The sequence below is a fragment of the Methylocystis bryophila genome (genome assembly GCF_027925445.1).
GTDB classification, from domain to species: domain Bacteria; phylum Pseudomonadota; class Alphaproteobacteria; order Rhizobiales; family Beijerinckiaceae; genus Methylocystis; species Methylocystis bryophila.
In genome coordinates this window covers 2,280,139-2,293,566 of the sequence record NZ_AP027149.1, presented here as the reverse complement: position 1 = coordinate 2,293,566, position 13,428 = coordinate 2,280,139, and the positions used below count along the sequence as shown (strand labels likewise).

At 63.9% G+C, this 13,428-nt stretch carries 12 protein-coding genes; 4 read left to right on the top strand and 8 right to left on the bottom strand.

Annotated elements, in window-relative coordinates; genetic code table 11:
• Positions 1-64: 64 nt before the first annotated feature.
• Entirely contained in the window at positions 65-655 is a 591-nt protein-coding gene (locus QMG80_RS10730; protein WP_085772821.1) for a histidine phosphatase family protein, read from the bottom strand.
• 144 nt (positions 656-799) lie between these two features.
• Positions 800-3,253 (bottom strand): phosphoketolase family protein, encoded by a 2,454-nt coding sequence (locus QMG80_RS10725; RefSeq protein WP_281926443.1) that lies wholly within the window; start codon positions 3,251-3,253, stop codon positions 800-802.
• A 135-nt stretch (positions 3,254-3,388) separates the two neighbouring features.
• Here QMG80_RS10725 and vapB point away from each other — a divergent pair, with 135 nt between their 5' ends.
• Entirely contained in the window at positions 3,389-3,622 is a 234-nt protein-coding gene (vapB, locus tag QMG80_RS10720) for a type II toxin-antitoxin system VapB family antitoxin (RefSeq protein ID WP_085773816.1), read from the top strand.
• Positions 3,622-4,020 (top strand): type II toxin-antitoxin system tRNA(fMet)-specific endonuclease VapC, encoded by a 399-nt coding sequence (gene vapC, locus QMG80_RS10715; protein WP_085772819.1) that lies wholly within the window; start codon positions 3,622-3,624, stop codon positions 4,018-4,020. The genes vapB and vapC overlap by 1 nt, the downstream gene beginning before the upstream one ends.
• A 15-nt stretch (positions 4,021-4,035) precedes the next feature.
• Here vapC and QMG80_RS10710 read toward each other — a convergent pair whose 3' ends face one another.
• From QMG80_RS10710 to QMG80_RS10695, 4 genes are all read right to left on the bottom strand, one after another.
• Entirely contained in the window at positions 4,036-6,798 is a 2,763-nt protein-coding gene (locus QMG80_RS10710; RefSeq protein ID WP_085772818.1) for a DUF4159 domain-containing protein, read from the bottom strand.
• On the bottom strand, positions 6,789-7,724 hold the full coding sequence (locus tag QMG80_RS10705) for a DUF58 domain-containing protein (RefSeq protein WP_085772817.1): 936 nt from the start codon (positions 7,722-7,724) through the stop codon (positions 6,789-6,791). Before QMG80_RS10705 ends, QMG80_RS10710 begins: the two co-directional genes overlap by 10 nt.
• A gap of 2 nt (positions 7,725-7,726) precedes the next feature.
• Positions 7,727-8,728, bottom strand: coding sequence for an AAA family ATPase (locus QMG80_RS10700; RefSeq protein WP_085772816.1), 1,002 nt, complete (start codon positions 8,726-8,728; stop codon positions 7,727-7,729).
• A 161-nt stretch (positions 8,729-8,889) separates the two neighbouring features.
• Positions 8,890-11,088: a KAP family P-loop NTPase fold protein gene (locus tag QMG80_RS10695; protein WP_085772815.1), complete on the bottom strand. Its 2,199-nt coding sequence runs from the start codon at positions 11,086-11,088 to the stop codon at positions 8,890-8,892.
• Positions 11,089-11,556: 468 nt separating this feature from the next.
• Between QMG80_RS10695 and QMG80_RS10690 the strand changes: the two genes are divergently transcribed.
• Both QMG80_RS10690 and QMG80_RS10685 read left to right on the top strand, forming a co-directional pair.
• Positions 11,557-12,387: an EcsC family protein gene (locus QMG80_RS10690; protein WP_245299969.1), complete on the top strand. Its 831-nt coding sequence runs from the start codon at positions 11,557-11,559 to the stop codon at positions 12,385-12,387.
• A 165-nt stretch (positions 12,388-12,552) separates the two neighbouring features.
• The gene (locus QMG80_RS10685; RefSeq protein WP_158658846.1) at positions 12,553-12,801 is read left to right on the top strand and encodes a hypothetical protein; all 249 of its coding nucleotides are present in this window, start codon (positions 12,553-12,555) and stop codon (positions 12,799-12,801) included.
• A 51-nt stretch (positions 12,802-12,852) separates the two neighbouring features.
• Here the strand turns inward: QMG80_RS10685 and QMG80_RS10680 are convergent, their stop codons facing one another.
• Both QMG80_RS10680 and QMG80_RS10675 read right to left on the bottom strand, forming a co-directional pair.
• Complete coding sequence (locus tag QMG80_RS10680; protein WP_085772813.1) at positions 12,853-13,179, bottom strand: BrnA antitoxin family protein; 327 nt, start codon at positions 13,177-13,179, stop codon at positions 12,853-12,855.
• Positions 13,154-13,408: a BrnT family toxin gene (locus QMG80_RS10675; RefSeq protein ID WP_085772812.1), complete on the bottom strand. Its 255-nt coding sequence runs from the start codon at positions 13,406-13,408 to the stop codon at positions 13,154-13,156. Before QMG80_RS10675 ends, QMG80_RS10680 begins: the two co-directional genes overlap by 26 nt.
• Between the last annotated feature and the right edge of the window lie 20 nt (positions 13,409-13,428).

Genomic DNA, 13,428 nt, shown 5'->3' with positions numbered 1-13,428 from the left:
TCTAAGTTTTTAATTTTGCGCGATTCCTTATCGCTCGAACGACTCCGTTCGAGCGGGAAACGCGCTAAGCCTTGAAGGCGTTCGCCTCCTCGCCGACAGGCGCGCTCCAGATCTTGATCGCGGGGACGCCGCGATACTCGCTGAGAATGCTGAGCCTGCCGGTGTCGAGAAGAAACCGTTGGCCCTCGCTAGGCGGAAGACCAATCCAGCGCGCGGCAAGCACGCGCAGGATGTGGCCATGCGCAAAAAGCGCAACCTCGCCTTGAACCGCCCGCACGCGGCCGATGAGGCGATCCGCACGCGCGCCCACCTGCTCCGGCGTCTCTCCCCCGGGACATCCGTCGCGAAAAATCAGCCAGTTCGGCGACATTTCCAGAATTTGCGAAGGCGTCAGTCCCTCATACGCGCCATAGCTCCATTCCATCAGATCATTGTCGATGATGGCTTTGCGGCCCAGGCCCGCCAGCTCGCAGGTCTCTCGCGCTCGCTGCATTCCGCTGACGAGAACGAGAGCGAAATCGATTCCCTTGAGCGCCAGCCGCAGCCGCTCGGCTACTCGACGACCGTTATCGGTCAAAGGAAGATCCGTTGTCCCCGTATGCCGACCGCTCAAGCTCCATGCGGTCTCACCATGCCTGATCGCGAAAACATTCATATCGGCGTCATCCCACGCCTCGTGCGCGCGCTAGATCACGCTGCGTTCAGGCGGAATCGCCTGAACGAAGAAAACGTGATCGATTCTAAAAGTTTAGAGCGCGATTTGTGCGAAAAACCGGTTTCCACTTTTTCGCATCGCGCTCTATAGATTATCGGCCTCGGTCGAACTCGCCCCTTGGCTCGTCGCCTGGCCCTTCCACACCCAGTTCTTGACTTCCGGCATGTCGTCGCCGTGGCGCCGAATATATTCCCGATGCTCGATGAGCTTGTCGCGGATTTCCTGCTTCGCATAGGCCGCTCGCACGGCCAGACCCGGGACCCGGTCGATGACGTCCTCCGCGAGATGAAACCTGTCCAGGTCGTTCATCACGCACATGTCGAAAGGCGTGCTGGTCGTGCCTTCTTCCTTGTAGCCGCGCACATGCAAATTGTCGTGCCCGTGCCTTCGATAGGTCAGTCGATGGATGAGCCAGGGATATCCGTGGAAAGCGAAAATGATCGGTCTATCGGTCGTAAACAACACGTCGAAGTCATTGTCAGACAGTCCTCCCGGATGCTCGCTCGGCGGCTGTAGGCTCATCAAGTCTACGACGTTGACGACGCGGATCTTCAATTCAGGCTTAAAGCGCCGCAAGAGCTCGACCGCCGCCAGCGTTTCCATGGTGGGGACGTCACCGCAGCAGGCCATCACGACATCTGGCGCGCATCCCTGATCGTTGCTCGCCCATTCCCAAATTCCAAGTCCACCGGCGCAATGTTTGATCGCTTGCTCCATTGTCAGCCATTGCGGCGCCGGTTGCTTGCCTGCGACGATCACGTTCACCTTGTTGCGGCTGCGCAAGCATTGGTCGGTCACCCAAAGAAGACAATTGGCGTCGGGGGGCAGATAGACCCGAACGACCTCAGCCTTTTTATTCACTACATGGTCGATGAACCCGGGATCCTGATGGCTGAACCCGTTGTGATCCTGCCGCCAGACATGGCTCGACAGCAGATAGTTCAATGAGGCGATGGGGCGCCGCCATTCGATTCCGTTGCACACTTTCAGCCATTTCGCATGCTGGTTGAACATCGAGTCGACGATGTGGATGAAAGCTTCGTAGCAGGAGAAGAAGCCGTGCCGGCCCGTGAGCAGATAGCCTTCCAGCCAGCCCTGGCACTGGTGCTCGCTCAACATCTCCATGACGCGGCCGTCCGGCGCGAGGTGATCGTCCCACGGAAGAGTCTCCGCAACCCAGGCGCGATTTGTGACTTCGAGGACGTTTTGCCAACGGTTTGAGTTGTTTTCATCCGGGCTGAAAAGGCGGAAATTGCGCGCCTCCAAGTTGCACTTCATCACATCACGCAGAAATTTGCCCATTTCGCGCGTCGCCTCGGCGGTCACGGCTCCGGGTTGACCCACTTCGACGGCGTAGTCGCGGAAATCAGGGAGCTTGAGATCACGCAGAAGCGCCCCGCCATTGGCGTGGGGATTGGCGCTCAGACGGCGATTTCCCTCGGGCGCAAAGGCGAGAAGCTCCCTGCGCGGTCGACCGCTCTCCTCGAAGAGCTCGTCGGGCCGATAGCTTCGCATCCACGCCTCGAGAAGACGGACATGCTCGGGATTTTTTTGCATCTCTCCCATCGGCACTTGATGGGAGCGCCAGTAATCCTCGACACGCTTTCCGTCGACCTCCTTCGGGCAGGTCCAACCTTTTGGCGTTTTGAGCACGATCATCGGCCAGGCCGGGCGGCGGATCGACGCGCTGGATCTCGCCTCGGCTTGGATGCGTCGGATGTCCGCGGCCACACGATCGAGCGTGGCCGCCATCAGCTCATGCATCCGTCGCGGATCGTCCCCTTCGACGAAATAGGGCGTGTAGCCATAGCCTCGAAAAAGCTGCTCGAGCTCCTGTTTGGGGATGCGGGCGAGCACCGTCGGGCTGGCGATTTTATATCCGTTGAGGTGCAATATCGGCAGGACCGCGCCGTCCGTGGCGGGATTGAGAAATTTGTTGGAGTGCCAGCTCGTCGCGAGCGCCCCCGTTTCCGCCTCGCCGTCGCCGACGATGCAGGCGACGATCAAATCGGGATTGTCGAAGGCGGCGCCGTATGCGTGAGACAGCGCATAGCCCAGCTCGCCGCCCTCATGGATGGAGCCGGGCGTTTCCGGCGAGGCATGGCTCGGAATGCCGCCCGGGAAGGAAAACTGCGTGAACAGCCGCTTCATCCCCTCTTCATCCAGCGAGACGTTCGGATAGATTTCGCTGTACGTCCCCTCGAGATAGGCGTTGGCGATGAGCGCGGGGCCGCCGTGACCCGGACCGGTGATGCAGAACATGTCCAGGTCGAGCTTTTTGATCAGTCGATCGAGATGCGCATAGATGAAGTTCAGACCGGGCGTCGTGCCCCAGTGGCCCAAGAGCCGAGGCTTGATGTCCTCTTTTCGTAACGGCCTGCGCAGCAGAGGATTCTCGTAAAGATAGATCTGTCCGACGGACAGATAGTTCGCGGCGCGCCAATAGGCGTCGATCAACGCGTTTTCGTTATCGGAAAGCACATTGTTCATATCCGCGTCCTTTGCCTGAGCGGTGGCGGGCGCCTCGCGCTCTGAAATATGGGTCGCGGCGATTTGCGTCCAAGGGCGAGGCGTTGCGACCGCGGCGCAGCTGGCGCGGCCTACGCGCTTGTCTTGTCCATCCCTACGCGCTACGTATATCCCAAAGGGATATCACAGAAAGAAGTAAAGCTCATGACCCGTTCGACCGTCTTCACCAGCAATCGCAGCCAGGCCGTTCGCCTTCCAAAGGCCGTCGCCTTCCCGGAGGAGGTCCATCACGTCGATATCCTCAAGATCGGCCGCACTCGCGTGATCGCGCCTCAGGGCAAAAGGTGGGACGACCTTTTCTTGCACGGGCCGCGCGTCACTGACGATTTCATGGTCGAGCGAGAGCAACCGCCCGCAGAGACTCGCGAGCCTTTCTGATGCTCAACTATATGCTGGACACAAACATCTGCATTTACGTGATGAAGACTTATCCACCCGCCCTCCGCGACAAATTCAATGGGTTGGCGGAGCAGCTTTGCATATCGAGCATCACGCTGGGCGAACTGCATTATGGCGCGGAGAAGTCGGCGCGACGAACCGAGAACTTAAAGGCAATCGAGCAATTCGTGGCGCGGCTGGAAGTGCTTCCGTTCGCGGAGAAGGCTGCCGCGCATTACGGGCAAGTCCGAGCCGAACTGGAGCGGGCCGGAACGCCTTGTGGTCCGCATGACATGCAGATCGGCGGTCATGCCCGCAGCGAGGGGCTCATCGTCGTCACCAACAATTTTCGAGAATTCGCAAGAATGCCGGGCGTGAGAGTGGAGAATTGGGTGTAGCGCCCGGCGGCCGCTTCACTGCCCCAGCCGCTGCAGCAGATCGTGCACATGCACCTGATCGGATTTGTAGTTGCCGGTCAGCGTGTACATCACGAGATTGACGCCGCCGCGCAGCGCCATCTCGCGCTGGCGCGGCGCGCCGGGCACGAGGGGATAGAGCGGCTCGCCGTTCTTGTCCTCCGCCCAGGCGCCGGCGAGGTCGTTAGAGACGATCACGACGGGCGAGACGCTGTCGGTTGCGCGCACGGGCCGGGCGACGCCGGGCTCCTCGGGCTCCGGCGCGAGCGCCTCGACATAGGTCTCGCCATTCGTGTAGCGCCCGACGAAACTTTCGAGCAGGTAGAAGGTCTTGGTGATCACGTGATCGCGCGGCGCGACCTCCAGCTCCGGTATGTCGAGGCCGCGCGCGAGCTCGCGCAGCCACAGCGCCTCGGGCGTCGGCTGAGCGTTGGCGCGAGCGGTGAGCGCGTCGCGCGTGTCGAAGACGATCATGCCGCCCTGCTTCATATAGGCGACGAGCCGCGCCTTGGCCTGCGCCGAAGGCTGCGGCGCCGCGGGCGATATGGGCCAGTAGATCATCGGATAGAGCGAAAGCGCGTCACGCGCGGGGTCGACGGCCGCCGGGTCTCCGCCGGAAAATGAGGTGCGCTGCGCGAGGATGCGCGTCAGCGTCTCGAGCCCGAGCCGCGTCGCCTCGTCGATGCGCGGATCCCCGCTCGCCACATAGGCGAGGCGCGTCTTCAGCGCGGCCTCGCGATCGCGCGCGGGCGGCTGCCGCACGGGCGTTTCGGCGCGCGGCGCAGGGGGCGCTTGAGCGAAGGCGAGCCCGCAGACGAGCGCCAGCGCGACCGGCGCAAAGCGCAGCCGGCCGGAGAGCCACAGCAACGCGAGCCAGTCGAGGAGCAGCATCATGACGATCGCGACGAGCAGCGGTCCGCGCAGATCGAAGGCGTCGCGGGCGGTCTCGAGCGGGCGCGCCGGCAGGCCCAAGGCGGAAAGATCCAGCGCGTGCAGCGTCGCGCCGGGGGCCAGCGTCTGCAGCGCGCGCAATGCGCCGGGCGCGCCGTAGAAGCCCGGCGGATGTTCGGCGTCGGCGGGACCGGAGAAATCGGGAGGAAGCGGCTTGGCGGTCGGCGGCGGCGCGACGATCGCCCCAAAGCCGTCGAGCGAGCGCCAAGGCGGCAGCGCCCCGTTATGATCGCCGCCGACAGGAGAGCCGGCGGTCTCCCGCGCCTCGGCCGAAATGCGCCGAAGAATCTCCACGAAGAGACCTGACATCGGCAGATTGGACCAGGACGGATCGGCCGAGATGTGAAACATCACGATCAGTCCCGCGCCGCGGCGCTCGAAGGTGACGAGCGGCGTGCCGTCGGCGAGGCGCGCCCAGGTGCGATCGGCAAGCCCCGGATCGGGCTCCGCCAGGATCTGGCGCGACACGGAGACGTCGTCCGGGACGGAGAGGCCGAAGAACGGGCTGGTCTCGTCGAAGGATGCGAGGCGCTTGGGCTCCTCCCAGGACATGGCGCCGCCGAGCACGCGCCCGTTGCGGCGAAGCCGCGCCGGCGTCAAATCGTCTGGATCATTGGCCAGTCGAGGACCGGCGAAACGCAACAGCACGCCGCCCTTTTCGACGAAGCCCGAGAGCCGTTCATAGGCTTCGCCCGGCGCGACCTTCGCATCGGCAAGGATCAGCAGGTCGGGGCGCTCGTCCAGCGCGGCGAGCGCCTGATCCTCGTCCTCCCCGGAGGGGAGGAAAATCTGCGAGAAAGGCTGCAGCGCGCGTTCGAGATAATGCGTCGGCGAGAGCAGCGGCTGCGCGCGATCGACCACGCCGCCCGTCACGATCGCGACGCGGCGCACATGCTGGCTCGCGTCGAGCAGCGCCACGGCGCCCGCGGCGGCCTCCCCCGAAATGCGCAGCAGGCTCACCTGATTTCTCAGCTCCGCCGGCAATTCGAAACGCGCCTTGGCGGGCTGCCCCGCGAGAATCGCGAATGACTTCTGGGCGACCGCCCGCCCCTTGTCGTCGAGCGCCTCGATCACCCCCGAGGCTGAGGCGCCGGCCGACAAGGCCGAAACCTCGAGCGCGCTCGCGCCGTTCGAGACGTCGGCGAGCGCGAGCGGCTGTCTCGCGTCGGTCAGAAGCTCCAGGCTCGCGCCCGCGCGCCCGGCGGCGCGCAAGGTTTCGACGAATTCGCCGGCGCCGCCTCCATCCAACGGGCTCGCAATCCAGACGATATGCGCGCCGCGACGCGCTTCCGCAAAAGCCGCAAGACGCGTCGCCACCGCGCCGCGCGCCGGCAGAAAGGGTTTCGGGCGCAGCGCCGCGAGCTGCTCCTCCGCGCGCGCAGCCGAGGTCGGCTCGGGCGAGAGCGCGGCTTCCGAGGCGGCGAGCAGGGCGACATTGCCGCCGCTGCGCGCCGCCGCGTCGATATACGACCGCGCCGCCTCCATCCGGCGCTCCCATGTCGGCGCGGCGTCCCAACCATCGTCGAGGACAAGCAGGAGCGGCGCGTTCGTCATCGACGCCGAGGAGAAATTCCAGACCGGTCCCGCCATTGCGAGGGCGACCGCCGCGGCGATCGCGAGACGCAGCAGCAGCAGCGGCCAGGGCGTAACGGCGCTGGCGCGCTCCTGCGGAGCGAGCTTCCGCAAAATCGCGATCGGCGCGAAGACGACCTCGCGCGGCGCCGGCGGCGTCAGGCGCAGGAGCCAATAGATCAGCGGCAGCGCGAGAAGACCGAGGAGCGCGAGCGGCGCGGCAAAGGTCAGGCCCATCGCAGCGCCTCCGCCCCGTCGCCAAGACCCATCAAGAGCGCCAGCGCGGCCTCCGCCGCCGGCCGGTCCGTGTGATGAACCAGAAATAGAAATCCCGCGCGGCGCGCCGCCTCGCGCAACGCCTCTTTGTGCTCCGCAAGCTTAGCCGCGTAATCGTCACGCAGCGCGCGCGCCTCGCCGGCCCGAAAGGCCTCGCCGCCCAGAGGATCGCGAAACAGCGTCTCGCCCGCGAAAGGAAAGGTCTCCTCGACCGGATCGAGAACCATCAACAGCGCGCCGCGGACCCCGGAGTCGCTGTAGCCGGAAAGCCGCTCGGCCAGGGCCTCGGCGTCGCAGAAGAAGTCGGAGATCAGCACCACGCGGGCGCGGGGCGGCAGCGGCGCGGGGGGCGGAAGCTTTGGCGCCTCGCCGGAAGCCGCCGCTGCGGCGAAGAGCTCCGCCAGGCGGATCATCGCGTCGCGCGAGGCGGTCGGGGCCGAGAGCCCGAGCGCGCCGACGCGCTCGCCGCCCTTCACCAGCGCGTCGGCGAGCGCGAGCGCGAGCACCGCCGCGCGGTCAATCTTGAAATCATGCGCCAACGCCGATTTGAACGTCATCGACGCCGTGACGTCGATCCAGACGAAGCAGTTGTGCGCCGCCTCCCATTCGCGCTCGCGCACGAAAAGCTGGTCGGAGCGCGCCGAACGGCGCCAGTCGATGCGCTGCGCCTGTTCACCGCTCGCAAAAGGCCGATATTGCCAAAAGGTGTCGCCCATTCCGGCGCGGCGGCGGCCATGCGCGCCATGCACGAGACTCGCGGCGATGTCGCGCGCCTTGGCGAGAATGAGGGGCAGACGATGCGCAAGCTCGGCGGCCTTTGTCGTCTCGAACCTTAAGGGCTCGCGCCGGCGCGGATCGAACCATTCGGTCTGGGGGTTTTCGCCCATGTTCAGCTAAGTCTCTCGACCAGTCTGGCGATGACTTCGGCCAGCGAGATTTCTTGACGCGCGCGAAAGGTCAGAGCCATGCGGTGACGCAGCGCCGGCGCCGCGAGCGCCGCCACGTCGTCGAGGGTCGGCGAGAGCCGGCCTTGCGCCAGAGCCCGCGCGCGCGTGGCGAGCATCAGCGCTTGGGCGGCGCGCGGACCCGGTCCCCAGGAGATATGCGGCGCGACGGACGGATCGCCGCCCTCGGGCCGCGCGGCGCGGACGAGATCAAGGATCGCGTCGACGATGCGCTCGCCGATCGGCAAGCGCCGCACGAGACGCTGCGCCGCCAGAAACTCCTCGGCGGTCAGCGCCTGCGCGGGGACCGCCTGCGCCTCGCCGGTTGTTTCCAACAGCATGCGCCGCTCCGCCGCGCGTTCCGGATAGGACACGTCGATCTGCAGCAGGAAGCGGTCGAGTTGCGCCTCGGGCAGCGGATAGGCGCCCTCCTGCTCCAGCGGATTTTGCGTCGCCAGCACGTGGAACGGGGTCGGCAGGTCGTGCGACTGGCCCGCCACGGTCACATGATGCTCCTGCATCGCCTGCAACAGCGCCGACTGCGTGCGCGGCGAAGCGCGGTTGATCTCGTCCGCCATGAGGAGCTGCGTGAAGACGGGGCCTTTGATGAAGCGGAAGGCGCGCGAGCGGTCCGCCGCCTCCTCCAGCACCTCGGAGCCGAGAATATCGGCGGGCAAAAGGTCCGGGGTGAACTGCACGCGTTTTGTGTCGAGCCCCAGGACCTTGCCGAGCGTCGAGACGAGCTTGGTCTTGGCGAGGCCCGGCACGCCGATGAGCAGCGCGTGACCGCCGCCGAGCAGAGTCACGAGCGTCTGCTCGATGACCTCCTCCTGGCCGAAAACCACGCCGCCGATGGCCTCGCGCGCCCGCTTGATCTCGGAGACGGCTCGTTCGGCCGAGGCGATCACGGCGTCGTCGAGGGAGAGGGGAGCGGCGGCTTGCGACATGAGATGGCTTGTCCTTTGGGATTGGCGGAATCTGCGGAAAGCAAATAGGGAAGCGGCGGCGAAAGCAAGGGTTTTGGGGAGGGGGCGAGCGGGTAGTAAGGCATGAGCCCTCAGTTCTGACGCCGCGCCCGGCCTGGCGGGCCTCTCCCGGCACGCCAGCGTCAATCGTTTGCGGCCTGCTCGGCTTCGCGGAGGCGAGTTAAAGCTGACGTGGCTTGCGGACTTGACGCAGACAAGGCTTCCAGTCGATCGAACAAGGCGTCGACGTCAAACAGGTCGTGCCAGTTGCCGCGTTCGAACGTCCAGAAAACACCGGTCCCACGACCGCCAGACCGGTAAACTCGCCCTGGCAGTTCATTAGCGAGACGAACAACCAGATCGTCATCAGCGAGAACGCGCGCGAACCAGGATGACAGCGCATCCTTGTCGCTCATTCGTCGCCACATCCAGATTAGTCGAACAGGGTTTGGCGTTTGCCAAACGGACCCATCCTCGCACGCGGCGGCAATTTCTTCGCGAACGGCACAGGCGGCCGCTTCAATCCTGTCGGCTGCGAAAAGTCGCTCGGATTCGTGCGTCTGCCCCCTGCTAAAGAGGCCGTGGCACCTCGCATCGCGTTCAATGGCAATCGCACGAGTCTGAAGCCCAGCCTTGTGGTTGACCAAGACTTCGAGAATTGCCTGGCGGTTCGAAACATCAAGCTTTGCAACGCCCAGACTTATGATTGTGCTCAGACGCTCATAATTGTCGGTCGCGTGGAACTCCCACACCACATCTTCCCGGCGGATTAGGTCATCCGAGTGATCCAGGATGGCTCGGAGCAACGAGGGCGTGAGAAGGGGCTTCGCGTAGACCGCTTCGGTAATCTGTTCCAATAGCGTAGCGATCCTTGGCGGACTTCGCCCTGGCGGGTCGTCTGCCAATCGCTTCAGCGTTGCATCCAAGGTGGGCGACGGATCATCTGCGAGAACGATCTCCTCGACTTCTGCGCGGCTGAGCATCCGCGCGTCCCGTCCGAAACAGAAGTAGTTACGGTGATATTGCTTCGTGCAGATGCGTCGCTGTTCCTTCTGCGTGATGTAATATGCACCGTCAGCGGTGAGGCTGTTCCACGCCCTGGCAAGGCGCGGGAACAAGAGAGCCATGGCCTCCTTCGCGACTTCCGGCTTTTTGGCGGATGTCGGCTCCAACCGCGCGCCGAATTTTTTTTCGTCCTCATACCGGTACTCGGCGTGAGTAATAACCTCAATCTCTTCCCGGATGAGCGCATAGACATCTGGATCGAAAAGCTGAAGCGTCGTGATGACGATTAGGTCCGTCACGTCGACATCACCCTCGACGTTGGGCCAGATCACCTGAATAGTGTTCACGAGCCGCGTCACGTCGCGTGGCGTCTCAAGATAAGGGTCTATGGCTCCAATTAGCGCGCGTCTCCACCGATCCAGATCGGCCAACTCGGCATCGCCAGTGATGGCGTTCAGGCGTGTGAACAAGAGTTGACGAAGTTCGTCCCTCCACGGTGGGGGGAGCTTGAGCGACACTTGTACGATCTTTTCGAGGAACGCGGGGTCGATCTTCTCCGCGCTTTGCTCAAGGGCGTTCCGAACGATGGTCTCGTCGAAGGACAGCACATAGAGGACATTAGGCAAGTCTCCCAACGACTTCACGAGGGAAAACACGGCGCGCATCTCGCTCGGCAAAAGTCGGTCGAGGTCGTCGATAATGACGATGATACGCTGGTCCGCTTCGCGCAAAGCTTCGGCGAGTTTCTTCTTGGCGCCTTCGAGAGAACTCTGAGACTTAAGAGCTCTTTCCGCAGCCTCGCCAGCGGCGCGGGCAGCGGCACCCGCGGCGGCGGCGGCGGGCAAATGACCTGTAGCCAGCGTGCCGCCCGCGGCCAGAACGCCGGCAACTGAAGGAAGATACCCCGCAACGCTGTTCATCGCCTTCTTCAGCTTTCCCTCGGGCTCGGCGTCAATCTGTGCCGCCAGTTCGTTGAAAAACGCCCGAACAAGGTTCTCTTGCCCACTGAAGTTCCAAGGGTTGAACCGCACAATGTGGGTGGTCCGAATTTTGGCTTTTGCTGCCCACTTCGCGTCAAGCTGGTCTTCGGCGAGTTCTTCGAGCGCTTCAAGCCCCTCGCCCAGCCCCGCCAGCAGCCGCAATTTGATTGTGCGCGCGGCCAACGCGATGGCGCTACTCTTCCCGGCGCCCCAGGGTCCTTCGACTGAGATGACCAGCCCATCTTTTGGGCTCATCTGAAGGAGAGATGTCGCCAGGGCATCGGCGAAGGATGACAAGCCAAAAGCATCATCCTGCGGATGCGAAATCGGGCGGTCGGCGAACAGACGTTCACTCATTGCAAAATTTCCGCGTCGCGATCGTCGGCGTTCAGAACGATGATTCTGCGCGAGGCGAAGGCGCGCCGGGAGCTTAGCTTGCGTATGGTTTTAGCTCGCGCAGCGCAACAGCGCCCGATCGGTCTTCGCGCTAATCGCCGTCTCCTGAGAATTAGTTGGGTCTAGCAGAGCCGATCGAACACTCTCACACCAGCTCCAGCCGAAGCTCCCGCCCCACAGCTTTCGCGGTACGCCCATGAGGCTCCTTATCCATATTTCTGTCATGCGCGTTTTGCTGATTCCCGCTACCGCGGCCCACAAAACGAGCCTGTCATGGCCGGGACAAGCCCGGCCATGACGCGCCTAGTAATTTCCGCCTTGCTTCAAGGCTCAGCTTGTCGCCGCCCTTCCCCCACGCCCCCTCCCCTTGCGCGGCCGAGCGGAAAGCCCGATCTTTACCCCAAATCCAAGCGCCCCGGAGCCGCGTCCGTGAACACCGCTTTGCCCGCCCTGACCACTCGCTTGAGCCGCGCCGACATGCAGGCGCTGGAGGCCGCCGTCGCGGCGCTCGAGCGCACGAGCTTCGCGCGCCGCATGTCGCAGCTCGCCGGCAAGCAAATCGGCTTCGCCGGCAAGGTCATGCCGGAAAAATGGCGCCGCGCCAGCGCCATCGCCGCGCGGCGCGCGCTGGAGGCGGCGCTGCGCTTCGCCATTGGCTCGCTCAAGAACGGCGGCCCGAGCCTGCCGCACCGACAGCTCGCCGGGCTTTGCGGCGCGGTGGGCGGCGCCGCCGGCGGCGCGGCGCTGGCGCTGGAGCTGCCGGTCTCAACCACGCTGATGTTGCGCGCCATCGCCGACATCGCCCGCACCGAGGGCGAGGACCTCTCCGATCCCGCGGTGTCCTTCGCCTGCCTCGAAGTCTTCGCGCTCGGCGGCCATGGCGAAGGCGAGGGCGTGTTCGAGGGAGGCTATCTCGCCTTGCGCGGAATTCTCGCGAAATCCGTTTCCGGAGCGACAAGCTATGTGGCGGCGGGCGGCGTGGCGGCGGAGAGCGCGCCGGTCGTCACGCGATTCATCGCGAGGATTTCGTCGCGCTTCGGGGTCGTCGTGACTCAGAAGACCGCGGCGCAAGCGGCGCCGATCCTCGGCGCGCTCGGCGGCGCCGTCGTCAATCTCGCCTTCATGGAGCATTTCGAGACGCTGGCGCGCGGCCACTTCACCGTGCGCCGGCTGGAGCGCGCCTATGGCGAATATGAGGTGCGCAGCGAATATGTGCGCATCGCCCGCGAGGCCGGCTATTGGGCGAAAGCCAGCGCTTGAAGTGGCGGAGGCCTGGCTGCCCGATTGAGCCTAGCGGGCGACCGCGGGCGATTTCCGCGTTTGCCGCGCTGCGCAGAGCGAGGCGATTAACGGTTTCATGAGAACCCCATTTAAGTCGGAGGCATCGTGGAAATCTTAAAAGTCACTTGGCGACGAAATTTGAGAGTGTGGTGGACTTTTATGTGGCGCACCGCGCTTGGCTGGCTCGTGCTGAGTTCCGCCGCCGCCTTCATTCTGGGTTTTTTCTCGGGGGAATTGAAGCTCGACGACGCCCGCGCGCCGACAATCTTGACAGCGGTCGGCTTCCTTGTCGCAATCGTCTGGTCGTTTTTTGTGATGCGAATGATCCAAAACAAAAGCTTCGGCGACTTCCGATTGGTCCTCGTGCGTGATGGCCAAGGCGCATCGGAATGAGAGAGTTCAAGAAAATCTCATGGTTGTCGCCTTGCGAAAATCGCGCGGCAGTCACCGCTCGTGGCGCGCCTGTTCCATGTAGGAACGCAAAACGGCGTTGATCTTGGTTTGGTAGCCCTTGCCCTGATTGCGGAAAAATTCAAGCACGTCACGGTCGATGCGCATATTGAGCGTGGCCTTCGGGTGCGGCAATTCAACGGCGGCTCGCGACCAATCGACGGTCATGCCCGCCTCGTCGGGATCCTCCGCAACGGCCGCTTCGATCTCCGCTTCCGTCATGGCGGCGGCGCGCTTCCAATCGCTCTGATCCTCGCCGCACGCCTGCTTCGCGCGGAGTTCGTTATCCGTAAATCTAACGATACGCTCTTTCTTCGCCATCACGCGCTCTCCTGAACGAGATGATCCGGCGAGCGCCGTCTCGCCAAGTCCAAATGACGGTGTAGAACTTTCCGTCGATGAAGGCCGTCGTGACGTGTCGCGTCTCGAAGGAGTGAACTGACGGAGCCGTTATGGCCGCCCGGCCGTCAAAAACCAGCCGCGCAGCCAAGAAGTCCAGGCCATGTTTGACGAGGTTCTTCGACCGTTTGTCTTCATCCCATTCAAACATGGAATCTATACAATTCGTAT

What these genes read in the sequence shown, in the direction of transcription:
- QMG80_RS10675 (WP_085772812.1), bottom strand. Translation starts at nt 13,408, where the DNA reads ATGTTTGAATGGGATGAAGACAAACGGTCGAAGAACCTCGTCAAACAT.
- QMG80_RS10730 (WP_085772821.1), bottom strand. Translation starts at nt 655, where the DNA reads ATGAATGTTTTCGCGATCAGGCATGGTGAGACCGCATGGAGCTTGAGC.
- QMG80_RS10695 (WP_085772815.1), bottom strand. Translation starts at nt 11,088, where the DNA reads ATGAGTGAACGTCTGTTCGCCGACCGCCCGATTTCGCATCCGCAGGAT.
- vapC (WP_085772819.1), top strand. Translation starts at nt 3,622, where the DNA reads ATGCTCAACTATATGCTGGACACAAACATCTGCATTTACGTGATGAAG.
- vapB (WP_085773816.1), top strand. Translation starts at nt 3,389, where the DNA reads ATGACCCGTTCGACCGTCTTCACCAGCAATCGCAGCCAGGCCGTTCGC.
- QMG80_RS10700 (WP_085772816.1), bottom strand. Translation starts at nt 8,728, where the DNA reads ATGTCGCAAGCCGCCGCTCCCCTCTCCCTCGACGACGCCGTGATCGCC.
- QMG80_RS10705 (WP_085772817.1), bottom strand. Translation starts at nt 7,724, where the DNA reads ATGGGCGAAAACCCCCAGACCGAATGGTTCGATCCGCGCCGGCGCGAG.
- QMG80_RS10680 (WP_085772813.1), bottom strand. Translation starts at nt 13,179, where the DNA reads ATGGCGAAGAAAGAGCGTATCGTTAGATTTACGGATAACGAACTCCGC.
- QMG80_RS10710 (WP_085772818.1), bottom strand. Translation starts at nt 6,798, where the DNA reads ATGGGCCTGACCTTTGCCGCGCCGCTCGCGCTCCTCGGTCTTCTCGCG.